The 25,241-nt window shown below is 48.2% G+C and carries 23 protein-coding genes and 1 tRNA gene; 10 read left to right on the top strand and 14 right to left on the bottom strand.

The features are described 5' to 3' along the window. Positions 1-1,151 (bottom strand): virulence-associated E family protein (locus tag HMPREF6485_RS10825; RefSeq protein ID WP_248622298.1); only part of this gene is annotated, 1,151 nt, incomplete at its 3' end. Between the two features lie 488 nt (positions 1,152-1,639). Here HMPREF6485_RS10825 and HMPREF6485_RS10830 point away from each other — a divergent pair. The 8 genes from HMPREF6485_RS10830 to HMPREF6485_RS10865 all read left to right on the top strand — a co-directional run bounded on the left by HMPREF6485_RS10830 (position 1,640) and on the right by HMPREF6485_RS10865 (position 11,587). After that, on the top strand, positions 1,640-1,930 hold the full coding sequence (locus HMPREF6485_RS10830) for a helix-turn-helix domain-containing protein (RefSeq protein ID WP_004346524.1): 291 nt from the start codon (positions 1,640-1,642) through the stop codon (positions 1,928-1,930). Next, entirely contained in the window at positions 1,927-2,217 is a 291-nt protein-coding gene (locus HMPREF6485_RS10835; RefSeq protein ID WP_004346525.1) for a helix-turn-helix domain-containing protein, read from the top strand. The genes HMPREF6485_RS10830 and HMPREF6485_RS10835 overlap by 4 nt, the downstream gene beginning before the upstream one ends. Positions 2,218-2,635: 418 nt before the next feature. Further along, positions 2,636-3,250 carry a TetR/AcrR family transcriptional regulator gene (locus HMPREF6485_RS10840; protein ID WP_004346526.1) on the top strand — a complete coding sequence of 205 codons (615 nt, stop codon included), beginning with the start codon at positions 2,636-2,638 and terminating at the stop codon, positions 3,248-3,250. Between the two features lie 32 nt (positions 3,251-3,282). Beyond that, complete coding sequence (locus tag HMPREF6485_RS10845; protein WP_004346527.1) at positions 3,283-5,037, top strand: ABC transporter ATP-binding protein; 1,755 nt, start codon at positions 3,283-3,285, stop codon at positions 5,035-5,037. A 25-nt stretch (positions 5,038-5,062) separates the two neighbouring features. After that, positions 5,063-6,790 (top strand): ABC transporter ATP-binding protein, encoded by a 1,728-nt coding sequence (locus tag HMPREF6485_RS10850; RefSeq protein ID WP_004346528.1) that lies wholly within the window; start codon positions 5,063-5,065, stop codon positions 6,788-6,790. Positions 6,791-7,092: 302 nt separating this feature from the next. Continuing rightward, on the top strand, positions 7,093-9,468 hold the full coding sequence (locus HMPREF6485_RS10855; RefSeq protein ID WP_004346529.1) for an efflux RND transporter permease subunit: 2,376 nt from the start codon (positions 7,093-7,095) through the stop codon (positions 9,466-9,468). Between the two features lie 30 nt (positions 9,469-9,498). After that, positions 9,499-10,278, top strand: a complete 780-nt coding sequence (locus tag HMPREF6485_RS10860; RefSeq protein ID WP_004346530.1) for an outer membrane lipoprotein-sorting protein — start codon at positions 9,499-9,501, stop codon at positions 10,276-10,278. A gap of 1 nt (position 10,279) precedes the next feature. Next, positions 10,280-11,587: a DUF1302 family protein gene (locus HMPREF6485_RS10865; protein ID WP_004346532.1), complete on the top strand. Its 1,308-nt coding sequence runs from the start codon at positions 10,280-10,282 to the stop codon at positions 11,585-11,587. A gap of 196 nt (positions 11,588-11,783) precedes the next feature. Here HMPREF6485_RS10865 and HMPREF6485_RS10870 read toward each other — a convergent pair whose 3' ends face one another. From HMPREF6485_RS10870 to trpD, 9 genes are all read right to left on the bottom strand, one after another. Beyond that, positions 11,784-12,188: a hypothetical protein gene (locus HMPREF6485_RS10870; protein ID WP_004346533.1), complete on the bottom strand. Its 405-nt coding sequence runs from the start codon at positions 12,186-12,188 to the stop codon at positions 11,784-11,786. Beyond that, on the bottom strand, positions 12,185-13,447 hold the full coding sequence (locus tag HMPREF6485_RS10875) for a site-specific integrase (protein WP_004346534.1): 1,263 nt from the start codon (positions 13,445-13,447) through the stop codon (positions 12,185-12,187). Before HMPREF6485_RS10875 ends, HMPREF6485_RS10870 begins: the two co-directional genes overlap by 4 nt. A gap of 11 nt (positions 13,448-13,458) precedes the next feature. Next, a complete protein-coding gene (locus HMPREF6485_RS10880; protein ID WP_004346536.1) occupies positions 13,459-14,688 on the bottom strand; it encodes a site-specific integrase in 1,230 nt (409 codons plus the stop codon). Between the two features lie 333 nt (positions 14,689-15,021). Continuing rightward, the gene (locus HMPREF6485_RS10885; RefSeq protein ID WP_004346537.1) at positions 15,022-16,542 is read right to left on the bottom strand and encodes an anthranilate synthase component I family protein; all 1,521 of its coding nucleotides are present in this window, start codon (positions 16,540-16,542) and stop codon (positions 15,022-15,024) included. Positions 16,543-16,577: 35 nt separating this feature from the next. Further along, positions 16,578-17,795, bottom strand: a complete 1,218-nt coding sequence (gene trpB, locus HMPREF6485_RS10890) for a tryptophan synthase subunit beta (protein ID WP_004346538.1) — start codon at positions 17,793-17,795, stop codon at positions 16,578-16,580. 18 nt (positions 17,796-17,813) lie between these two features. Further along, positions 17,814-18,590 (bottom strand): tryptophan synthase subunit alpha, encoded by a 777-nt coding sequence (gene trpA, locus HMPREF6485_RS10895; RefSeq protein WP_004346539.1) that lies wholly within the window; start codon positions 18,588-18,590, stop codon positions 17,814-17,816. A gap of 21 nt (positions 18,591-18,611) precedes the next feature. Then, positions 18,612-19,340 carry a phosphoribosylanthranilate isomerase gene (locus HMPREF6485_RS10900; protein WP_004346540.1) on the bottom strand — a complete coding sequence of 243 codons (729 nt, stop codon included), beginning with the start codon at positions 19,338-19,340 and terminating at the stop codon, positions 18,612-18,614. Positions 19,341-19,343: 3 nt separating this feature from the next. After that, positions 19,344-20,153, bottom strand: coding sequence for an indole-3-glycerol phosphate synthase TrpC (gene trpC, locus HMPREF6485_RS10905; protein ID WP_004346541.1), 810 nt, complete (start codon positions 20,151-20,153; stop codon positions 19,344-19,346). A 10-nt stretch (positions 20,154-20,163) separates the two neighbouring features. Further along, positions 20,164-21,162, bottom strand: a complete 999-nt coding sequence (trpD, locus tag HMPREF6485_RS10910; protein ID WP_044126078.1) for an anthranilate phosphoribosyltransferase — start codon at positions 21,160-21,162, stop codon at positions 20,164-20,166. A 482-nt stretch (positions 21,163-21,644) separates the two neighbouring features. Between trpD and HMPREF6485_RS10915 the strand changes: the two genes are divergently transcribed. After that, on the top strand, positions 21,645-22,241 hold the full coding sequence (locus tag HMPREF6485_RS10915; RefSeq protein ID WP_004342749.1) for an RNA polymerase sigma factor: 597 nt from the start codon (positions 21,645-21,647) through the stop codon (positions 22,239-22,241). Between the two features lie 6 nt (positions 22,242-22,247). Here HMPREF6485_RS10915 and rpe read toward each other — a convergent pair whose 3' ends face one another. The 4 genes from rpe to HMPREF6485_RS10935 form a co-directional block, all read right to left on the bottom strand. Beyond that, positions 22,248-22,904, bottom strand: coding sequence for a ribulose-phosphate 3-epimerase (gene rpe / locus HMPREF6485_RS10920; RefSeq protein ID WP_004342750.1), 657 nt, complete (start codon positions 22,902-22,904; stop codon positions 22,248-22,250). Positions 22,905-23,200: 296 nt separating this feature from the next. Continuing rightward, the gene (locus HMPREF6485_RS10925) at positions 23,201-23,851 is read right to left on the bottom strand and encodes a DUF6359 domain-containing protein (protein WP_004346546.1); all 651 of its coding nucleotides are present in this window, start codon (positions 23,849-23,851) and stop codon (positions 23,201-23,203) included. A gap of 225 nt (positions 23,852-24,076) precedes the next feature. After that, positions 24,077-24,149: transfer RNA gene (locus tag HMPREF6485_RS10930), tRNA-Met, on the bottom strand. Between the two features lie 309 nt (positions 24,150-24,458). Beyond that, on the bottom strand, positions 24,459-24,863 hold the full coding sequence (locus HMPREF6485_RS10935; protein WP_456154112.1) for a lytic transglycosylase domain-containing protein: 405 nt from the start codon (positions 24,861-24,863) through the stop codon (positions 24,459-24,461). Between the two features lie 151 nt (positions 24,864-25,014). Between HMPREF6485_RS10935 and HMPREF6485_RS14255 the strand changes: the two genes are divergently transcribed. Continuing rightward, on the top strand, positions 25,015-25,241 hold a 227-nt coding region (locus HMPREF6485_RS14255), incomplete at its 3' end, for a hypothetical protein (RefSeq protein ID WP_004346550.1).

The following is a 25,241-nucleotide window of genomic DNA, read 5'->3' on the forward strand; positions in this document are numbered from 1 at the left end:
TAGTCTTCGTCCTCCGTTGGCTTCTCAAAACAACGCAAAAAGAGTTCCATCTCTGCTGTCTGTACTTGGAAGTCCTCGCTCTCCCGATACAGTTCGGCTATCTCGTCATCGTCAAACCAATAGCGAAAACCTGATTTGAGCAAGGCTTTGGCTTCTGCATAGACACTATCCATTGAGATGGCCTTTGCTCTTTTTATGTCAATGGACAAGACCTCAAAGGGCAAAAAACGTCTGCTGCCTGTCGGGTCGGTAAGAAAGTCGTTGCCGTTCACCGATGCCACGAAGCTTGCCAAGTGAGGATGTTCCTCCACATACTTGTCATAGGGCATGCGGTATTTGACCATCGGACAGGTAATGAGGTTCTTCAGTTCGTTCTCATCCCGTTTGTTGAGGGCTTTGAGTTGGTCATCAATGTTTACGATAAGGTTCTGCCCGATATAGGTAAGTGTGTCCTTCTCCTGCGGATATATCTTTCCTGTATAACTGTAACCGTGCAGTGCCGGCGGACAGAGTAAGTCAAGAAAGGTCGTCTTGGACTTACCCTGTTCGCCTGTCAGTACAAGACAAGTGTGGTTGCGGCACTCACGGTCGTCCATTGCATTGGCAACCACTGCCACGAGCCATTTGGTGAGATACGGCAGCCACTTTTGGGAGTTACGGACAACCACGCAGCTTGCCAAATCGGGAATAGCTTTCAATGAAAAGGAAGAAGGCACAACACTACCGCTGTAACTACCACCACAGCTACTATCATCGCCTATATCTATCAGTGGCAATCCTTTGAAATACTCCTGTATGGGATTGATGCGCGGAGAAAAACTGCTCTCGATGATGGAATAGAGATTATCGGAAGATGTGATAATCCCGATGTCGTTGTCTATCTCCCTACGGAGCGTGTTGATTTCATAACGACCGACCTTTACAAAATCGCTGTTAGACTTACTGTGATATTCAGTTCTTCCCAATACAGTGTTGTATCTGAACTCATAGTGTGTAGAGAGATATGCTTCTATCTCTGCGTTTTTGGACGAGCTACTCTTGCGATTGTGATTTCGCCTGTCGTTTATATTGCCTGCATCTGCTTCTCTTTTCATTATTTCCTTGAATTGGTTGCCAAGAGTGAAGTTAGGGTGAGAATGCGTAACTTCCAAGCATTCAGAAGCTTCTTACATAATGTTGCGTCCGTCTGCTGCTAAATTCTTAGGGAAGCAAGTCAAAAAGAAGAGCATTTATTGCCTCATTAAGCAAAAATCGGATAGTCAGAAGAAAAGGTTGGCTGGAATATCGATGTCGTTGTTTGCTTTCAGATGCAGTCGTTTGCTTTGATTATCTTGTTAGCCTCATTTGGGTAGTAACGAGAATATCAATCTGTCTCTTTTGTCCCAGTCATAGCGCCACAAGCTGCCACTTGAATGAAAAGTGATGGAATAAGAAATGTCCTATCTTAATTTTGCAATGAAAGAAAAAAGACGGGGCAGGAAAACGCAAATGCAAACCGATGGAACGGATTGCCTTTTTCCTTATTATTCCCGATACTTCCCTACTGTTCCCTGCTGCTTTGAGAGGCCTACATACGCCATTATCTTTGCAGGTGGAAACAGGAAAAGCCTGAAGTAATAAACAATAACAAAATAAGATTATGAACTATTACGTCATTACAGAAAGCAATTGGACAAAGCTTCGAGATGAAATCTTGAGCCTTGCAGAATGTTGCCACCAAGCATTCGGAGAAAAGAGCAAACACACCGACTGGCTGCACAACGGAGATGTGTGCAGGCTGTTGGACATCAGTAAGCGCACCTTGCAGCATTATCGTGATACAGGCGTGCTGCCGTTTACGCAAATCGGGCACAAGTGTTATTACAGGCGTGAGGATGTGGAACAACTGCTCCTTGCAAGAACAGACAAACCTAAAAACAACAGTATATGATGGAAATGGCAAAAGATTTGAACATGGAGAGCGATGAGATGCAGCTGGTTGTCTCGGCACTAAGAGGTGTGAAAAAAAGAATTGTGGAAGTGGCAAAAACGCACAAGCCGATCTTTTCCGGAGAACTTTTCCTTACGGGTAAGGAAGTGTGCGAGCGGCTGTATATCAGTCCCCGTACCTTGCAGGACTATCGCGACCGAAAGATTATCCCCTACACGCAGATTGCAGGGAAAATCCTCTATAAGGCTTCGGATTTGGAAAAGATGTTGGAGGAGAATTATAAGTGAGGGGATTGATTTTATATAACTGAAAATCTTCATATTCTATTTCACAATATGAGACCTCTGCAAAACCTCATATAGATAGCGAAATCATAAATATAACTCATTGATTATCAATAGTAGCTTTTAGGTGTAAAAAGACTTTTGCAGAGGTCTCAATATGTTGTTTGACTTATAAAATAAATTTAGACATTCAACACACATAAGTGTTTATTGCAAAATACTTATTTTTGGGTATTGCAGCGTTTTTATATCTTTGCTACTTTTGCAAAATAAACATTGCAGCTATGCGAATACACAATATTTATATAGTAAGAGCGCAAATAGGCTCGTTCAATCAATCGCACCGTTCGATTACGAAACGGTGCGATTTTTTTATGAACAAAACAGAACTTGGTTCATTATTTAAAGTTTTCATGGGCGTATGCAGACACTGAAAGACGACATTCGGCAGCGTATCGTTGCCGTAGCGCGCGAGGAATTCATCGCTCACGGCGCACGCAGCACGTCTATCCGCACGGTGGCGCGGCGTGCGGGCATTGCTGCGGGCAACGTGTACAACTACTTCCACAGCAAGGACGAGCTGTTCTGCGAGGTGTTGCGACCACTGCTCAACGAGCTGAACCGCTACATTCTGTCGCACAACGAGGAGCGGCACCTCAGCATAGAGGTGTTCGACGCACTCGATTTTCAGAACGAATACATCGGCGCAATGAAGCGAATGGTGAGGCTTTACCGCCCCGAGCTGCGCCTGTTGCTGTTCAATGCCGAAGGCACATCGCTTGCGGGGTACAAGGAGAGAATAGCTGAACACCAGCTGAAAGCAGGCAAGGAATACCTGCGACTGATGAAAGCGCGCTATCCGCACATCAACATCGACATATCGCCCTTCTTCCTGCACATTGCGAGTTCCATGTGGGTGAACATCTTCTGCGAACTTGTGGAGCACGAGGAGTACGATGAAAGCGAGGTGAACCGTGCGCTCGAGCAGTATGCCGCTTACAGTATGGCAGGGTGGAGAGAACTGATGAAACCGTAGAAACAATAACCTTTTAATATATATAGAAGAAGATGATAAGAATACTGAAACGCTTAGGACATTACATGGGAGGGCGCAAGCCGTTGCTGCCCTGCTCGGTTGTGCTGTCGGCAGTGAACGGACTGCTGTCGCTCGTACCCTTTATTTTCCTGTGGTTGGTGGTGCGCACGCTGCTCACTGCCGACGGAAACCTTGCCGATACGCCCGTATGGGACTATGCCATTGCGGCGTTCGTGGTGTCGGTGGCGAATGTTCTGCTCTATTTCGCCGCCCTCATGCTCTCGCATCTTTCCGCTTTCCGCATCGAAACCAATATGCGGCGCACTGCCATGGAACGGCTGATGCGTGTTCCGTTGGGCTTTTTCGACACGCAGAACACGGGGCGTATGCGCAAGATAATAGACGAAGATTCGAGTCAGACCCACACTTTCGTGGCACACATACTACCCGATGTGGCAGGCAGCGTGGTGGCTCCGATAGGCATTATAGTGCTTCTGCTTGCCGTAGACTGGCAGTTGGGCATTGCCGCAATGGTGCCGATAGTGTGCGCCTTCGGCATTATGGGCTACATGATGAACCCTAAGAACAACGATTTCCAGCGTATGTACCTCGACGCACAGGAGAAAATGAGTGCCGAAGCCGTGGAATACGTGCGCGGAATACCCGTCGTGAAGGTCTTCCAACAGACGGTATTCTCGTTCAAACGCTTTCACGACAGCATCATCAACTACCGCGACCTCGTCATCAGATACACCCTTCTGTGGCGCACGCCCATGTCTGCCTACACCATAGCCATCAATGCTTTCGCCTTTCTGCTTGTGCCTACGGGCATCATACTGATAGGGCACGGCGGCGAAACTGCCATCATCGTTTCCGATATGGTGCTCTATGTGCTCATCGCACCCATCATTGCAGCCAACGTAATGAAAGCCATGCACCTCAGTCAGAACCTCTTTTTGGCAAACGAAGCGGTAGACCGATTGGAGAAACTCACCGCCACGCCGCCGTTTCCAGAAAGTTCCGAGCCCGAGAAAGCGGTAGCCTTCGACGTCAGCCTGCGCAATGTGTCGTTCCGATACGAAGCGGCGGAACGCGATGCCGTAAGCCACATCGACCTCGACATACCGCAAGGCAAGACCGTTGCGCTGGTGGGAGCATCTGGAAGCGGCAAGACAACCATCGCAAGACTTATTCCACGCTTCTGGGACGTGCGCGAAGGCAGCTTGAAAATAGGCGGTGTGGACGTTCGGCACATGGATAAGGCAATGCTGATGCGCAACGTGTCGTTCGTGTTTCAGAACACCCGACTGTTCAAGACCTCCATCTTGGAGAACATACGCTACGGCAATCCCGATGCAACCATCGAACAGGTGAATCGCGCCGTAGACCTTTCGCAGAGTCGGGAAATCATCGAGCGGCTGCCACAGGGGCTGGACACCGTAATAGGAGCGGAGGGAACATACCTCTCTGGCGGCGAACAGCAGCGCATAGTGCTTGCCCGTGCCATTCTGAAAGATGCGCCCATCGTGGTGCTCGACGAAGCTACTGCCTTTGCCGACCCCGAAAACGAGCACCTTATCAGGCAGGCATTTGCCCACCTGACTTGCGGAAAAACCGTGCTCATGATAGCCCACCGACTGACCACCGTGCAAGATGCCGACAACATTGTCGTGGTAGACAACGGCAGAATAGCCGAACAGGGCACGCACCAACAGCTCATGGAGCAAGCCACATTATATTATAAGATGTGGAACGAATACCAAAAGTCGGTGGCATGGAAACTATAAACCTAAACAGAAAGGACACAAGACAATGATAAAATATCTTCAACAACGGTTCGCCCTCACCGAAAAAGGAGCGAAAGACTTGCGGAAAGGCATCGCCTGCTCTACATTGATGAACCTCGCATTGATGCTGCCGCCCACCTATTTGTTCTTCTTCCTCATGGAATACATCGACGCCAAACCCTCCACCGAGCCGCACACGCTGTGGTTCTATGTGCTTGTGGCAGTGCTCTTGGCAGTGTTTATGTTCTTCTTGGCTCGCTTTCAGTACGACAGCACCTACACCACCGTCTACAACGAGAGTGCGCAACGTCGTATCGGAGTGGCAGAAAAGCTGCGCCGACTGCCCCTCGCTTTCTTCGGCGAACGCAACCTTTCCGACCTCACCTCTACCGTGATGGAAGACTGCACGATGCTCGAGCAAACTTTCTCGCACGCTGTTCCCCAGCTGTTTGCGTCGGCTCTGAGCGTCGTCATCATCGGCGTGGGCATGTTCTCCTACAACTGGCACTTGGCTTTAGCCCTCTTTTGGGTTGTTCCGCTCGCCGTAACCACCCTGCTGTTGTCGCGCCGTCAGCTCCACAAAGCCTTCGTTCAGCACTATAAAGTGAAGCGCGGCGTAACCGAACAGATACAGGAAGGGCTGGAATGTATGCAGGAAATAAGGTCGTACAGTGGCGAACAGGCATACTGCCGCAGCTTCGACAAGCGGCTGAAGGGCTACGAACGCGAGCTGGTGCGCGGCGAACTCGTGGCAGGAGTCTTCCTCAACCTCGCCGGAATGCTGCTCAAGCTCGGTATGCCCACCGTTATATTGGTGGGAGCGTGGCTGTTACAGCAGGGCGAAGTGTCGGTATTCACCTACTTGGCTTACCTCTTGGCATCGGCAATGGTCTACAATCCCATTATCGAAGTGTGCAACAACCTTGCCCTTCTCTCCTTCCTCGACGTGCGCATCAACCGTATGAAGGAAATAGAAAACATGCCTACGCAGGAGGGAAGTGCAGATGTACAACTCGAAAACTACGACATCGAATTCCGCAACGTAAGTTTTGCCTACGAAACCGAGAAGCAAGTGCTGCACAATGTTTCGTTCACGGCACGCCAAGGCACCGTTACCGCCCTCGTGGGGCCATCGGGTGGGGGCAAAAGCACTACTGCCAAACTCGCCGCACGCTTTTGGGACATCTCTGACGGACAAATTCTGGTGGGCGGAAACGACATCTCGAAGATTGACCCCGAAACGCTGCTGAAACACTATTCCATCGTCTTTCAGGACGTATTGCTGTTCAATGCCTCTATTGCCGACAATATCCGCATCGGCAAGCGCAATGCCACCGACGAGGAAGTGCGCCACGTTGCCCGATTAGCGCAGTGCGACGACTTCATCAGCCGAATGCCGCAAGGCTACGATACCGTCATCGGCGAAAACGGCGAAACCCTTTCGGGTGGCGAGCGGCAGCGCATTTCCATTGCCCGCGCCCTGCTGAAGAATGCCCCAATCATACTTCTCGACGAAGCCACTGCAAGCCTTGATGCCGAGAACGAGACGAAAATACAAGCGGGTATTTCCGAACTGGTGCGCAACAAGACTGTCATCATCATCGCACACCGTATGCGCACCGTCCGCAATGCCGACCACATCGTGGTGCTTAGTGGCGGTACGGTGAGCGAACAGGGCACGCCCGACGAGCTGTTGGCTCGCAACGGCGAGTTCGCCCGAATGGTTCGTCTGCAACAGGAAAAACGGCAATGATGCCTCTACACCAATCGCTCGCAAAGAATTATGGCAAACAGCAACAGCATATAGCTTACGACGCGTATGGTGACCGTGCAAATTGGACGCGTTTATCCAATAAGTTGGACAGACGAGTCCAATGAGCTGGACAAATTAGTCTAATTAGTTGGACAAATTGGTCCAATTACATAAGTATTAAAGGTTTTTGGCGACCGTTCAGAGATAGTAATAATGATCGTTCTGAGGTAGTAATAACGACCGATCAGAGATAATACAGACAACCGTCCAGAGATAGTAATAACAACAAAGATAAAACAACAATGAAAATCGTAAAAATCAACAGTAAGTTCAAGCAGTTGGCAGACTGGATACTCTGCCACCGGCTTGTGGTCGGTGCGTTGTTCGCAGTCATCGTCGCCTTCTCGTTTGTGGGATCGAAGCGCATCGTGATGAAAACCTCGTTCGACGACTATTTCGTGAGCGACGACCCGATGCTGCTCAAGACCAATGAATTCAAGTCTATCTTTGGCAACGACTACTATGTGGCGGTGCTGGTGAAAAACAAGGACATCTTCTCTCAACGCAGCCTGACGCTCATTCGCGAACTGAGCAACGAACTGAAAGACAGCCTGTCGTATGCCGACAAGGTAACGTCGCTCACCGATATTGAGTTTGCCGTAGGCACGGAGGAGGGTATGACCATCGAACAGATTGTCCCCGACGAGATTCCGTCTGATGCCGCTTCGCTGAATGTAATCCGGCAGAAAGTGTATAGCAAACCGTATTTGGCAAAGAAGATGGTGTCAAACGACGGCACGATGACGTGGATTATGGTGAAACTGCGGCCGTTCCCCGAAGACAGCGTGTGGAAAAAGACGAGCGACATTGCGCCCGATATGATTACAGGCAAAGAAGCGGGACACATCATCGGGAAGGCGAAATACGCCGAACTGTCGCCCAACGCCGCGGGAATGCCCTATCTGAGCTACGAGAAATTCGTTTATCTCAAAAGCGAACTGGGGCGGCTGTTCCTCTTTGCCTTCATCATCTCCATCGTTGTGATGCTCATCGTAACCCGTTCGTTGCGCGGCGTTGTTGCACCACTGCTCACGTCTGTGTTCGGACTGCTCATCAGTTTCGGCATCATCGGCTGGACGGGCATCTACATCGACATGACCACGACAATGATTGCCGTGATACTGACTTTTGCCTGCTCCATCGCCTACAACATTCACCTGTACAATTTCTTCAAGACGCAGTTCGTAGAAACAGGCAAGCGCAGGGAATCCATCAAGGAAGCCGTAGGCGAAACCGGTTGGGGCGTGTTGCTGTCGGGACTTACCACCGTGGCTGCCATGATGACGTTCCTGTCAATGAAGATAGTACCGATGCGAGCTATCGGCATCAACACCTCGCTCTGTCTGCTTGCCGTGCTGCTCACCTGCCTGCTGCTCACACCCATCCTGTTGTCGTTCGGCAAGGACCGCGAGCCTGCCGCCGATATGTCGAAGAGTTTTGAAGGGTATATCGGCAAACGATTCGAACTGTTCGGCAGTTTTGTGATACGCAACCATCGTTCCATTGTCGTTTCGTCGGTTGTGCTGACCATCTTCTGCGGTATCGGACTCTTCTCCATCGAACCGGCGTTCGACATCGAAAAGACGATGGGGCGGAAGATTCCATACGTAAAGAAATTCCTCGACCTCTGCAAAACCGAACTCGGTTCGATATATTCCTATGACCTTATGATTACATTGCCGCACGACAACGATGCCAAGAAGCCGGAGAATTTGCAGAAACTCGACCAACTGGCGGAGATTGCAGGCGGCTACAAACTGACGAAACGCCACAATTCCATCACCGACATCGTGAAGGACATGAACTGCACGCTCAACGGCAACAAGCAGCAGTTCTACCGTATTCCCGACAATGCCGATATGGTGGCGCAGTTGCTGTTGCTCTATGAGAATGCGGGCGGTACGGAGTCGGAATACTGGATGGATTACGACTACAAGCGGCTGCGGTTGCAGTTGGAGATGAAAGACTACAACTCCAACGAGGCGGAAAAGGAAATGAACGACTTGCAGGCGGAGGCGCGCAAACTCTTTCCCAGCGCACACGTCTCGGTGGTGGGCAGTATACCGCAGTTCACCGTGATGCAGCAGTATGTGGAGCGCGGGCAGATGTGGTCGATGCTGTTGTCGGTCTTGGTCATAGGCGTTATCCTCGTGCTTGTCTTCGGCAACTGGAAAGTGGGGCTCGTTGGGATGATACCGAACATTGCCCCCGCCATCATCGTGGGCGGTATGATGGGTTGGTTGGGCTATCCGCTCGATATGATGACAGCCTCGCTCATTCCGATGGTCTTGGGTATTGCCGTCGACGACACCATTCATTTCATCAACCACAGCCATGTGGCATATGACAGGTGCGGCAATTATGCAGAAGCCATCAATCGAACCTTCCGCACCGAAGGACTCGCCATCGTCATGTCCACAGTCGTCATCTCGGCTACGTTTACAGGCTTCGTCTTCTCCGACGGCACACAGATGCGCAATTGGGGCATTCTGGCTGTGGCCGGTATGATGTCGGCACTGCTGGCAGACCTCTTTCTCGCGCCAATTCTTTTCAAGTATCTCCGTGTATTCGGGAATGATAAGCGGACTTCCTCGGAAGCGGTAAATGAACTTCCTTAGTAATAACAAAACACCATAAAATATAACGATATGAAAACAAAACATTTCACATTGCTGCTCATCTCCATACTGGCGGTGTGCGGCGCGCAGGCAGCAGGGCTGTCGGGCAGAGACATCATGCAGAAAGTAAGAAACCGCGCAGACGGTGACACACGTTATGCCACCATCGAAATGACGCTCATCCAGAAGAGCGGCCATAAGCGTGTGAGGAAACTCGAATCGTGGGCAATGGACATAGGCAATGATACGAAGAAAATCATGTTCTTCACCTATCCCGGCGACGTGAAGGGTACGGGATTCCTCACTTGGGACTACGACAATACCGCCAAGGTGGACGACAAGTGGCTCTATCTTCCGGCAATGAAAAAGACGAGGCGCATCAGTGGAAAGTCGTCAAAAACCGATTATTTCATGGGCAGCGACTTTACCTACAACGATATGAGCGCCCGCAGCGTGGACGAAGAGAAGCATACGCTTCTGCGCGAAGAAATGTTGGGCGGTCAAAAATGTTGGGTGGTAGAGTCGGTACCCAACGACAAGGATGAGATTTACACACGCCGCGTCACCTGGGTTCGGCAGGACTGCCTGATGGCGGTAAAGGCGGAATACTACGATAAGCTGAACAAGCTGCACCGTAGGCTCACGATTTCCAACATAAATAAAGTGCAGGGCTTCTGGACGATGCACCTTATGCAGATGGAGAATGTACAGACGGGACACAAAACCATTATCCGTATGGACAATCAGAAGTTCAACATAAAGCTATCGCCTAACCTTTTCACTGTTTCCCAACTGGAGAAAGGACTCTGATATGAAACTATTTATGCTCTTGCTTGTGCCGATACTCTCGGTGCAGGCAGCAGCTCAAATCGATAATACATTGCCGGCCGATAGCGACACCATCGGTTCGGAATGCACTCCACAGGAAACGGTCGAAGCATCGGACGATAATGCCTTGCATGTGCAGGTGAAAGGTTTTCTTGACACCTACCATGCCGTCAGGACGGAGGGATGTGCCGACTGGATGGCTTCGCGGACTCGGGCGCGGGGAGAACTCAAACTCGAGAAAGGGGCGGCTTCGCTCTTCCTATCTCTGAACGCCACCTACAACGGAATATTGAAAGAACGCACAGGACTGGAATTGCGCGAGGCTTATCTCTCTTATGCAAAGGGCAACTTCGACCTGCGTGTGGGGCGGCAGATTGTCGTATGGGGCGTGGCGGATGCACTGCGCGTTACCGATTGCGTGTCGCCGTTTGACTATACAGAGTTTCTCGCACAAGACTACGACGACATTCGCATGCCCGTCAACGGGCTGCGTGCAAAATACACAAGAGGTTCGGTCACCCTTGAAGCCGTGTGCAATCCTGTGGCAGACTTCTTTGTGTTGCCGACAGAAGAGCGCAATCCGTGGGCGATACGCCTGCCGTCTGCACCACAGCCTTACACCACCGACTTGGAAAGCGGCAAGCCGGAGAAGAAAATCAAGAATATGGAATTTGGCGGACGGGCAAGCGTCAATCTCAACGGAATAGACTTCTCCGTGAGTGCCTTGCGGACGTGGAACAAGCTGCCCGCCCTTTGCCCTGCCCTGTCGGGCGATGGAAGGACGCTCCACATCAACGGACAGTACCGCCGTATGACGATGTTGGGTGCCGACTGCTCATTACCCGTCGGTCAGTTTGTCCTCCGCGCCGAAGTCGCCGAGTACATAGGCGAGGCACAAGGACGTGGCTTGGGGCAGAATGCCGTGCGGCGCAACACACTCAATGCCCTTGCAGGGGTAGACTGGTATCCGGGTAACGACTGGAACATCAGCGTGCAGTATTATCATAAATACACATCGGGCAATCTCGCAGCGCTCTCCGTCTATCGCAATGCTGGGCTTGCCACAGCAAGACTCTCAAAGGAACTGCTGCACAACACGCTGAAACTCTCCACCTTTGCCTACATCGATGTGGCAAACGGCGGCATCTTCAACCGCCTTTCCGCCTCCTATTCTCTCAACGACGATATAGAACTAACCGCCGGCTACGACTATTTCCATGCCAACAAAGGCAAGTTTGCCATGTATGGTAAGAACTCCGAAGCGTGGGTGAAGATGAAGTACAGTTTCTGACTCCATTTTAATACATGAAATGACTATACTCAAAATAAAAATAACATGTGAAGGTACGTAAAGAAGAAAAGTAGAATGTAGTCATAGGGTTGTAATGCTTGTTTTTCTCTAACTACATTCTAACTTTATTTCTATCACAATTTTATATTTTTTGTAGTTATGTCGTAGGTTGATATCGGTGAAAGAGAAAAGTGTATCAATTGATACTGCCACGTCCATATAGGAATATCTGTTCTACCATAGGTGTAGGATGCTTTATCTCTTGACAGATGTATTTCCTGAACAAGTGGGCTTCCGTACTGTCCAATTGATAAGACAAAGCGATGATGATTGAAAGCGGATAAAGCGGAATATATCCTTTTAACTGTCCATTTACGCAGACTTCCACTTCCCCAGCGTCCTTTTCTTCGGGATGCAGGAAAGAGACTTTTATTAGTAGCTGCAGACGATAATTGAGCTTCCTCCATGTTTCACTAAAAAAGCTTACAAGTTCACTCTCTGTCATTGCGATTTCACCTTTGCCTTTACAAATGATTTGCATCTTGTCGCTCCATTCAAAATAGTTGCGGTTTCTTTTTGTTTGATGGTGATTGACATTCATATCGCTCCCTCCTTTACTTTCTCCTTTTGATATTTTCTTATCAGTCTGTCCATATCCTCCGAAATCTTATTATCGGTTACCTGCGCATAGATTTGTGTGCTGGCGATAGATGCGTGTCCCATCATCTTGGCAATGCTCTCTATGGGAATGCCGGCACTCAAACTCATCGTGCCGAACGTATGCCTTGCCATGTGGTAGGACAGCCGCTCTCTGATGCCGCAAGCTCTTCCTACGATGCTTAGCTTGGCTGCCATCACACTTCGGCTGCAATCATGGGGAAAGACAAGGCAGTCTGTCATTGTTTCAGATTCACCTTTTTCTTTCACCGATTGCATTCCTCCGTTTCTCTCCTGTTCAGCCTTGCAATGTTCGATGATGGCTTCGGCTATCGGATGCAAGGGCACGACAAACTCCACCTTTGTCTTCTGCCGTTCCTTGCGGATATACTTCTGCCCGTCCGCTGCCGTTTGGATATGTCCATATTGCAGGTGCTCCATGTCGGCAATAGCCAAGCCTGTAAAGCAAGCAAAGATGAACATTCGCCTTGCCTGTTCTGCCTCCTTGTCGTTTACTTTCAAAGCCATGAGTTTGGCCACATTGTTCTTTTGCAGAAAGCGTATCTTCTGTTCCGTTTTCTCGTACTTGGTATTCTCAAAGGGATTGCAACGAATGAGCCTTTGGCTGATCGCACGATACATCAACCTGCTTAGCCAGCAAAGATAGCGGTTGATAGTTGCAGCTGCCAACCCTTGCTTTTTAAGATAAAAGCGGTATTCTTCAAACAAATCTTCCGTAATGGTGATTACAGGTATATCCTTTACACCTTTATCCTTGACAAACTCGCATAACAGCTTGTCGGAATAGCAAAGATTCTGGTACGTACTTTCTGCTTTTGACTTTCCCACGCACTCTTTGACGGATTGCAGTTCAGCCTTGCTCATGGCAAGCAGCGTTGTCGGATGAGTGGCAATACCTTGCAAGCGGTTCTTGATTAGCTCCACGCTGACCATTCCGTCCCTCGTCAGTAAATCCCGATAAGTCTTTTCTACAAGTTCTTTGAACTCTGCAAGCCTTTTGTTTATTCTTTTGTCGGTAGTCTGTCCTTGTTTGGCGTTCCACTCTGTCGGCAGGCATTCCTCTCCTGTGGTTATGGCGGAACTCTTCCCATCTATGGTAATACGGCAGAGAATGGCTGTCTTACCATCAGTCTTTGTTTTCTGTCTGTTGATGTAAAACAGTATCTTAAATGTACTCCTCATAATGGCTGTCTTTATATGGTTAAACGTAAATCTTCGGTGAAAGAAAGGAAACGGTCAAATTCCTCAAAGAGTTTTTGCGGTGTTACCTTTGCATAGCGTTCGGTCATACATACGTTCGTATGTCCGAGCATCTTGCTCACCGTTTCAATCGGTACGCCCTGTTCCAAGGTGATAAGCGTGGCAAAGGTGTGCCTTGCTGTATGCGTGGTAAAGGGAAAAGAAATACCTGTCCGCAGTCGTAAGGCTTTCAGGCAAGACTGATAAGCGGGATATTTAATGAATGGGAGCAATGTTTCCCTTTCATCGCTGTGCATTTTCTCGATTAGTCGGATGGCTTCGGGCAATAATTTGATGCGACAAAGCACACCCGTCTTCTGTCGGTTGAACTTTAACCAAAGGCTACCATTATCATCACGAACAAGATGCTTCTTACCAAGCATCATCAAATCACAATAGGCTGCACCAGTATAACAGGCGAAGAGAAACACATCACGAGTAGTTTCCATTTCCTCTTCCAATTCATCAAAGCGGAGTGCTTTGAGTTTGTCCAATGCTTCCTTGTCAAGTGCCTTGGGTGTTTTCTTGTCTCCCCGTTCTATATGGACATTATCAAACAGAAGCGTATCAGCCAGCCCCTCACGATAAGCCAGCCTACAGACAGTCTTCAAATCTGCTGCCACTCTGAAGAATGTGCTTTGCTGATAACCGAGTTCACCGAGACAGAATGTCTGCAGTTCGTAGATGAAGTTTTCTGTCAGCTGCGAGAATGCCAAGTCCGAAACATTATATTTCTTTTGAATGAACTCCTGCAATCGTTTTCGGGTGAGACGATAGGCAGACATAGATGCTCTCTTCATATCTATACCGATGTGCGCTTCACGCTCCTTGATAAGCATATCCAGCCTTTCGATGAACATACACCGTGCCTGTACGCTGCCTTGAAACTGCTCTTTTACTTCGGTTGCGTCAAATAGGCAACCTTTGGCAATCAATGATTGATAAGCCGATTGAATGGAGAGTAGCAAATTCTCCAACTTCCCGTTAATCTCCACCGCATCGCGGCTCTTACCATCCATCCTGCTCTCACGGGGATTCCACAAATCGGGATTACAAGATAGTTTACAACTAAATTGGGCAATGGAACGCCCAATGGTTATTCGTCCCATAATCGGAGCCTTGCTCGACTTGTCCAAACTGCTCTTTTTAAGGTAGAGCAACACCTTCATCTTTTCTGTTTTCATACGCTTTAATATTTGTGGGCAAAATTACCCGAATTAAAGCGTTCCTCACATACGCAGAAAACTGCCGACCGAAGCAACAGCCACACGGGCGAAAATAATTCAGTTACCGAATACTGCACCATCGTTACCTACATCAAAACAAGGTAACACTCTGGTAACTGAACTTCTGCCTAAATCTGCACTTTCCTGCCTTTTACAAACAATGCAGCGTTATGCAAATCAGAGCAGTTCCTCCTCATTATCAGTTAGTTCACACTAATTTCGATATTTCTCCATTTTCAGTGATTAGTTACATGCTGAATCGCCGAATATTACACATTGAATAATGGTATATTACAGTTTCTCAGCCATTTTTATGGCTTTCACCAATGCCCCAAGTTTGTTGTTACACTCTTCGAGTTCATTGTCTTCATGGCTCTTAGACACAATACCGGCCCCGGCCTGAAACCAGAGTTCCCCATTACGGCTGACAAAAGTACGAATGACGATGGCTTGGTTCAAGTCTCCGTCAAGCCCAATAAAGCCGATGCAACCTCCATAAGCCCCCCTGTTGTGGGGTTCGAGTTCGGAAATAATCTCCATGGCCCGCACTTTAGGAGCTCCGGACAGCGTTCCGGCGGGGAAGGTGTCAACAAACTCGCGCAGCCGCACACTCACTTTCCGGGCGGATGACGGGTCATCGCAAGCCTCGGTAATCGTTCCGCTCACGCGTGAGACCAGATGGATAACATGACTGTAAAACTGCATATCCTTGTAGAATTCAACCTTCACATCATGACAGTTTCGACTCAAGTCGTTGCGTGCCAAGTCGACCAGCATCACATGTTCAGCATTCTCTTTCGGATCGTTGCGCAGAAATTCGGCATTCCGACGGTCTTGTTCAAGATTGCCGGTGCGCTTGGTGGTTCCCGCTATCGGATCGATAAAAGCCCGATTGCCCTTCACCCGATTATGAGTTTCGGGACTGGAACCAAAGATTCGGAAGCCTCCAAAGTCGAAATAGAACAGATAAGGACTCGGATTGACAGAACGTAAAGCCCTATAAAGTTTGAAGTCATCGCCTTCAAACCGCTGCACAAACCTGCGACTGATAACAATCTGAAACACATCGCCACGCATACAATGGCGGATGCAACGCCTGATATTTTCCTTATGCTGCTCATCAGTGAGTGTAGAAGTGACCTCGCCAAGCGGATGGAACCCGTAAGGCTTAATGGAAACACGCTGGATGGCCTTCAGCAGGTTATCCAACCGTTCCTGCCCAATGGCCTCTCGATCGCTTTCATTCCCATCGGGTACAAGTGTTAACAGTAGCATCGTATTGTTGAAATGGTCGAAAACAATGAGATCACGATACATAATATACAAAATATCGGGGGCATCGTTCTCTTCCATCACCGCATCTTTCACGGATATATCTTCAAAATATCGCACAGCGTTAAAAGCCGTATAGCCATATAATCCACAATACTCTTTGCCTTTGCCCACCACCTTGAAATGTGCAATAAATTCACTCATGGCATCGATAACAGAAAATTTTGCCGCACCTTTCTGTGAAAAATCGACCTCGCGCATCTCCTTCCGCCCGTCGGGGAAGTTCATCTCTACCCGTCCGTGCGCCACTCGGATACTCGCAATGGGATTCACTCCGATGAACGAACGGGAATTGTCATGGCCATGATAGTCTGAACTCTCCATTAACACCGACTGCGGATAAAGATCACGCAGCCGCATATACACACCTACCGGTGTATAAAGGTCGGCAAGCACGGTGCGTGTCTGCGTTGTAAACTCCAACTGCACATCGGTTTCGGGGACATTCAGTGCCCGGCTTATAGTCTTGTCTTGCTCCATATTCCAAATTTTCCTTTATCGTTATATGCCATGCGTCAATACGCATCCGTCTGGAAATGACCGTATTCTCCTGCCATATCTCTGTGGTCAAGGTAGGTCTTCAAGTCCTTATCTCCCCGCCCGGAGACCGTCAGCACCACCACTTCGTCTTTTCGGAAGGGTATCTTCTTCAAGGCGGCTATGGCATGCGCACTTTCTATGGCAGGGATGATACCCTCCATGCGGGTAAGTTCATACCCCGCAAGAATGGCCTCATCATCGTTGACGGCCAGCACCTTCGTGCGTCCGCTTTGTGCCAGTTGCGCATGCAAGGGGCCAATACCGGGATAGTCCAGGCCTGCACTAATGGTGAAAGCCTCTTTGATTTGGCCGTCATCGGTCTGCATCACAAGTGTCCGGGCACCATGAATAATGCCCTCCGTCCCGCAGTGCATGGTGGCAGCAGTGTAACCGGATTCCACCCCATGCCCTCCGGCCTCGGCCAGATAAATATTCACTCGCTCATCGGCTATGTAGTGATAAATGGTACCGGCGGCATTACTGCCACCTCCCACACAAGCTATCAAGCAGTCGGGATAGTCGCGACCTGTCTTCTCCATCAGCTGCCACTTCAGTTCTTTGGAGATGATACTCTGCATTTTGGCAACAATATCGGGATAGGGATGCGGTCCCATCGTAGAACCGACGATGTAGAACGTATCCTGCGGATGACAGCACCAATCACGTATGGCCTCTGAAGTAGCATCGCTCAGCGTCATGTTTCCAGTGGTGACCGGATGCACCTCAGCTCCCAACATGCGCATTCGCTCCACATTGGTATGCTGACGTTCCACATCCGTCTTGCCCATGAATATCTCACACTCCATATCCATCAGCGCACAGACTGTGGCTGTTGCCACGCCGTGCTGCCCTGCACCTGTCTCTGCAATGATGCGTGTCTTCCCCATTTTCCTTGCCAACAGCACCTGCCCTATTGTGTTGTTGATTTTATGTGCGCCCGTGTGGTTAAGGTCTTCCCGCTTCAGATAAAGCCGGCAACCATATTTCTCACTCATGCGCCGGGCATAATAGAGCGGCGTGGGACGGCCTACATAGTCTTTAAGCAGGGCTGAATATTCTTGCTGAAACAGCTTGCTCTCGATGATGGGAAGGTAGGCCTCCTGCAAGTCGGTCACACATTTATATAATATCTCGGGCACGTAGGCACCGCCAAACTGTCCGTAGAAGCCATTCTTATCGGGATTGTTAGTCATCGTCTGTCATTTAAACGGTTAGTGTTTCAAAGCTTCCTGCAACCTGTCCATAGCTATGTCGGGATTGCCAGTCTCATTGAGTAATGTCACAAACTTGCTGCCAATGATGACTCCGGCGGCATGAGCCTGTGCCGACTCAAGCGTTTGCTTGTTACCGATGCCGAAACCTATCATGCGCGGATTGCGCAGGTTCATAGCCTCAACACGGCTGAAGTAGCCCACTTTGGCATCATTGAAACTGCTTTGTGTGCCGGTGATACCAGCCGAACTCACCATGTAGATGAATCCGTCCGTATGCTCATCGATGAAGCGGATGCGCTTTTCGCTTGTCTCGGGCGTAATCATCATAATCACTTTGACATCATAACGGTCAGCAAGCGGGCGTACTACCACTTGGTAGTCCTCGAAAGGCAGGTCGGGAATGATGCAGCCACTGACCCCACACTCCACACAGCGACGGAAGAAATCTTCTATACCGAAATGCATAACCACATTCAGATAACCCATGAGCACCAACGGAATGCACACTTCATCCTTCACCGTCGCCAACTGGCTGAACAACTTTTCGAGGGTCATGCCATTTCTCAGAGCCGTCGTTCCGGCACTCTGAATCACGGGCCCGTCGGCCAAAGGGTCGCTGAACGGAATGCCCACCTCTATCATATCAATGCCGCGGCGCTCAAGTGTCTTGATGACATCTGCCGTGCCCTCTAAAGTGGGACAACCGGCACAGAAATACAACGACAGCAACTTGCGGTTTTTATTTTCTCGAAAAAGCCTGTTTATCTTGTTCATATCTCCCACTCCTTAAACAACTTATCTCCCAAGAGCTTTCAGAAACGCCGCCAACTTCTCCACATCTTTCATGCCCGGTTCAGTTTCAAAGCGGGAGTTAAGATCGATTCCTACACACTTGGGATGAGCAAAGCACTTCACCCGTTCCACATCATCGGGGCCGATTCCACCACTCAAGATGAAAGGCAGCTCCCCATCGTAGGTTTCGAGCACCGACCAGTCAAAATGCTTACCGCTTCCTCCAGCTGTTTTACTTTTGGTGTCAAAAAGCAGAAGGTCTACCACCTCGACATACTGTCTGTACTGAAAAATATCAGCCTCTTCGGCCACACTGATGGTCTTGATGATTTTAATATCCGGCTTGATGTCCGGTTCAAGCGTTTTGCGCAAGTTCTCACAAGTCTCCCGCGGTTCGTTGCCATGTAGCTGAATGTAGTCGAGCTTGTAGTTATACACTCGAGTGACGATGTTCTGCGGCATATCGTTCACAAACACCCCCACCCGCTTCGGGCGTCCCAACAAACCGGCACCATATCCCCCGGCTTCAGCGTTTTCGCCGACAGATCCCCGAACAGCCACCTCTTTCAGCCGCTGCTCGCTGTAGTCGGGGATGATACCGGCTCGAGAAGGAATCATTTTAACAAAACGCAAACTTTGCGGGCAGAAGACGAAACCAATTAAATCTACTCCTAAATCGGCTACAGCACGAATGTTATCGGCATCGCGCATACCACATACCTTAATGATCATAAGCTATAAGTTTTTCAAAGATGTTATCAAATGTTTCAATTCCACTCCGGGATTCTCGCTTTTCATCAAGTATTCACCCATCAGAAAGCCATTAAACGAAGCCTTGCGCAATCTTGCCACGGTTTCGGCACTTCCAATGCCGCTCTCACTCACCTTGCACGCATCCACAGGGAGCTGCGTCACCAGACGGAAAGAGACATCTACATCAGTGGTGAATGTTCCTAAATGACGATTGTTGATGCCATACATATCCGGTTCGAGTTCGGCATATTCAAGGTCGCGCTCGCTGTGCATCTCAAGCAAGATTTCCATTCCCAGTTCGTGGGCGAGACTCGACAGGCTCCTGCACTCGTCTTTCGTGAGAACGGCAGCAATGAGTAGCACGGCCGAAGCTCCACAATATCGGGCTTGGAATAGCTGATACTCGTCGACGATGAAGTTCTTATATAATATAGGTATTGTCACTCCCGACATCCGTGCCTGCCGAACATGCTCGTCATAACCACCAAAATAGTGGTTGTCAGTGAGTATGCTGATAGCCGCCGCACCATTGTTCTGATAATCAGATGCCACCCATTCAGGTTTGGCTTCCTGCCTGATCCACCCTTTCGAAGGACTCTTGCGCTTGAACTCGGCAATAATGCCGGTGCCAGAAGCCAACAAAGCTGCTGCCATAGAGCCACCGGGCACCTGTCCATCGTCGGCCTGCATCTGCTGTTCCACCAGTCCATACAGCTTGCGCTCCGGCAGAAAATGCTTCCACTCTTCCATCTCCGCCCGCTTGTGGGCCACTATTTCTTCGAGAATATACATATCGTATTGTTTAACTGTTGAGTTCGACAAATTTTCTGAATGTAACCAACGCATTACCGCTATCAATGCTTTCGCGGGCTATCTCCACACATTCTTCGATGGGCTTGCGCCCCTTCTCCATCACCTGAATGCCGAATGCCGCATTGGCCAACACGATGTTTTTCTGTGCCGGCATGGCCCGATTGGCCAGCACAGCATCGAATATATAAGCAGCCTCCTGCTCGGTGGCTCCGCCCACGAGTTCTTCAGGCCCGGCCATGCCAAATCCGAGATCTTGCGGATGGAACAGCCGTTCGTAGTCATTGGTAACAACTTTGAAATCGCCCGTGAGCGAAATCTCGTCGTATCCATCCGTGCTATTGACAATGGCATAGTCGATGCCTATCTTCTGATAAACCTGCTGGTAGAGCCTCATCTGGTCAAGGTTAGCCACACCCAACAACTGACACCTTGGCTGGGATGGATTGACGAGCGGTCCAAGCAGATTAAACACCGTAGGAAGCTGCAACGCACTGCGTATCGGACCAACAAACTTCATGGCTTTGGCAAAGAGTTGGGCATGAAGATAAACGATACCGGCTTCATTGATTGAACGGTTGAGTCGGTCAATATCGTCAGTGAACACCACCCCGTGGTTTCTGATGACATTGGATGCTCCACTCACCGAAGTGGCTGCGAAGTTGCCATGCTTGGCCACTTTATAACCAGCTCCGGCTATGACAAAGCAAGCTGTAGTAGAAATGTTGAACGTGTTTTTACGGTCACCTCCCGTACCCACCACGTCAATATAGCGGTCGCAGTCGAGCCGTACCGGCACTCCGGTGGCCAAAATACCATCTCGGAAGCCCAACAATTCATCCACCGACACTCCACGCATCTGCAATCCGATGAGCAGGGCAGTGATTTGCTCCTCGGGAAACTCGCTCCGGGTGATGCCCATGATGATATCGCGGGTCTCCTCACGAGTGAGTTCTTCGTGATTGAGCAGTCTGTTCAGTATTTCTTTCATTGCCATAGCTGTAATCTCCTTTTCTCTATATTCACAAAAAAATACGAGGCCTGTCGTAAGAACGGCAGGCCTCGCAGTATGGGAATGTATCTATACACGGGGTTCGCTACTCACGACTTATCGAAATCTTGAGTTACGCCACCACCATGCGAAAGATACAAATGTCATCATATTTATGTCGCTAATCTATTCGGATGCAAATATACGCTTTTTCTTTTAAACGCCAAATAAAATAAAAGAAAAAATAAAAAGGTTGCCAAAAAGAACATTCCTAAAGAACATTCCACGCTATAAATACCACTCTCAGGAAGGTACATTATAAAACAAGGGATGTATCAGTTTATTACATTTATTGTGTTAAAAATTTGGTAGAAAAGCAGAAAAACTTTATCTTTGCCGACGAATAAACCTAATAATAACGATTATTTAACATCAAAAGCCTATCGGACGACATTTACTTAATAAAAACAAGCAATTAAGAAATGAAGAAACTCAATGAGATGACCGACGAAGAGTTGGCCTTATCGTATATTGATGGAAACAATCGGGCTTTTGATTTGTTGTTGTCACGCAATCAGACCAAGCTGTTTTCTTACATCATGTTTGTTGTTCACGACCCGGATATGGCCAATGACATCTTTCAGGAGACTTTTGTCAAGGTGATCGTGAAGCTTCAACAAGGCAAATACACCACCAACGGTAAGTTTGGGGCGTGGTGCATGCGCATTGCCCACAATGTCATTATGGACTGGTATCGGGACATAAAGGTGAAGAAAATCGTTGAACCGACTCACGACAACGACCTTTCCAATATCAGTGCCTCACACCTGCTTGCTGGCAACATAGAGAGCGAATATGTCTATTCTCAGGTGATGAGCGATGTAAAAAAGATGATGAATCTCCTTCCACCCACCCAGCGCGAAGTAGTCTACATGCGCTTCTACCAACAATTATCGTTTAAAGAGATAGCCCAACTCACCAACGTGAGCATCAACACCAGTCTCGGCCGCATGCGCTATGCCCTGCTCAATCTACGCCGCATGGCCAAAGAGCACAATGTGGTTCTGCAATTAACCTGAAAGCTCCTACCTTTTCAATTCTTTTAGAGCTTTGATGCACGACACGGGATCAATATTCTTGAAGATATAGCTGCCGCTAACCAACACATCAACACCGGCTCTCACCAGGAGCGGGGCCGTCTCGGCCTGCACCCCCCCATCCACTTCTATCAAGGCATGACTGCCCGTCTCGTCAATGAGCTTACGCAGGCGTTGCACCTTTCTTATGGTGTTTTCAATGAACTTCTGTCCACCAAAACCGGGATTTACGCTCATGATGAGCACCATATCTACATCGCGTATCACGTCCTCCAACACACCAACAGGCGTAGAAGGGTTTAACGTGACACCGGCTTTCATGCCCGCAGCGTGTATCTGCTGGATGGTGCGGTGTAGGTGTATGCATGCCTCGTAGTGTACGTTCATCATCATGGCTCCCAACTTGGCAGTCTGTTCAATGTAGTGTTCGGGGTGTACTATCATGAAATGCACGTCAAGCGGTTTCGTGCAATATTTGCCCACAGCTTCCATCACAGGAAATCCAAAAGAGATGTTCGGTACAAACACCCCGTCCATCACATCAAGATGCAACCAATCAGCTTCACTGCGGTTTATCATTTCCACATCACTTTTCAGGTCGATGAAATTGGCTGAAAGTAGGGAGGGAGATACCATCGTCTTCATGCCGGTTCCTTCCTTTATATCAATTTAAACAGAACAGATCCACATCACCGCTCATCTTTATGACGCGATAAGAATAAGCTATCTGTCGGATCAAGTTCAACGTTTTCTCTGAAGGAGACATTTCTTCGGGTGTAAACAAATACTTCATAGGCGTTTATTCCTTTTATAGTTGGCGACAAATGGTTCTTGTCTACTTGGATAACGTGACTTCAAGTTGTTTATTACATGCCAGATCTACTTTTTCGTCAGCCCTTTCTTCTCTCTTTCATCATCTTCCGGCTCTGCGGAGGGCACATTCAACCTGGCCCCCAATAGGAAGTAGCCCCCTTGATGCCGGGTTGACCGAGATAGGTCTCACGTATACCGAAAAAAGCCGCCTGCCTCCCTTTGAGTTCGGGATGATTTACCAAATTGAACCGTTTGCGCAAGCTGGAACCATTCTTCAACTGTATCGTCACGCAGCGCGTTGCCTCCGTCTCTTGTGGCGAGGCAGCCAAAAGCAGAGCCGAAGCCCCTTCAAAAGGTGCCGAAAAATCGGCATTAGCGAGTTTAGAAGCACAAGAACCTACAATGTAACCTTTCACCCACACCTGAACGGAAATGGAATAGCTGAGAAAATCAGTAACAGTTACTGTGTCGCCCGTATAGAAATACTTAACCGTTCCGTCATCTCCCGTCGACGGTTTGTCCCCTTCCTTATCCTTATTACCGTCCTTAATATCTTTCTCCTCGTATGGCTTCTCGTGTTTTTCCTGTCCAGGCTTGTCCTTCCATGACGGATCATGCTTGTCTCCTTGTTCGTTTTCTTTAGAAGGATGCTCTTTCTTGTTTCCGCTTTTCTGCTCTTTTTGGTTTGTGAGGTCATCAAGATTCACTTTCTCACAAGAGATGAATGCTGTCAGCACCACCAGACAAAGGCAAATAATCGTATGTTTCATTGTATCCATAATTGGTTAAAGTTGTTTGCAAAGATAGGGACTATTTCCTTTGATTCCAAACTTTATCGGGCATTTTTTCATACAAAAATGCAAAACAAGCCGCTATGAAGTCTCTTTCGACCACCAAAATCATCGACTAAGCCCAAATTATTCCTACTGCCCCTGCAAAGAACTAATCCTTAAAAACAGCAACGTTCAGAATTCTCTAACAGAAAGATTCCCGAACGTCTTTAGTTGCGGAGGCAGGACTCGAACATGCGACCTCCAGGTTATGAGCCTGGCGAGCTACCAACTGCTCCACTCCGCGATATGACTATTATTTTAGTTTGCGGATGTAAAGGTAGGCATTTTTATTGAAATAGCCAAATAGTTATCACTTTTACACAAGTATTTTAACATCTGCTAACAAATATCATTATAAAGATAGACAAGAACATTCTTAATATTCCCCCATTGGATCATTGAAATAAAGGCCCTATCCATAATGTTGTGTTCTTAACTGTCACCTTTGCAGACACAACACCACAAGATAGACTATGCCAAGAAGAAAATACAGGAAAAGTCCAATGGCCACTATCAGCGAGATCGACCATTGGACTTACATAACAAGAATAATTTACTTCATTGCATCTGACACCTTTTCAAAATAATGTTGGGTTCGTTTAAGTGTATAATTATTTCCCCCATTCCATGACCTTATAGCCTTTTCCACATTATTTAAAGGATTATAGACAGATTGAATAAGCAAGAACATTTCTTTCGATTTAGCAATACTGAAACGATCAGACAATTTAAATCTTTTCTTACTTTTCCTGTTCTTGAGTATTCGATTACATTCACCTACAAGTATTGGGGTTATTTGCATAGCACCTACAGATTGTCCTTTGACAGCATGTCGATTTCCATTACTTTCCACCTTAATAATAGCCTCTATTACAGGCCCCCAATCAAAATCTACAGTCCTATCCGCATGTGACGTTTCCTCCACTGCCAAAGCAGAATGACAGCATACAATGAACATAAATAAAAACATCAATACAATCTTTGTTATTCTCTCCATACTAAACGTTTTATGGAACCTGAACAAAAGAGAAAACAAATTGCTCGCGGCATCAGTATTATGTGAGAAGGAGTTATCCTGAAGCCTCAGTTCCGTTAGATACTTTAAGGATATGTCTCGCAAATTAAGAAGAATTTATCATACCCCTATCTTTATCGTTTGCAAAGGTACTAAAAATCAAGCACTTAACCAAAACAAATGCCATAAATTAACCCTTCGTTATCCAAAATATGATACAAAACTACAGAAAAGAAAGATACAAACTGTATTACAAAAGTCACCATACAAACCTCCAAGATTTATTTTCCCGTTTTTCCTGTCATGCCGTCATTTCCGCCC

It is taken from the genome of Segatella buccae ATCC 33574 (assembly GCF_000184945.1).
Lineage (GTDB): Bacteria > Bacteroidota > Bacteroidia > Bacteroidales > Bacteroidaceae > Prevotella > Prevotella buccae.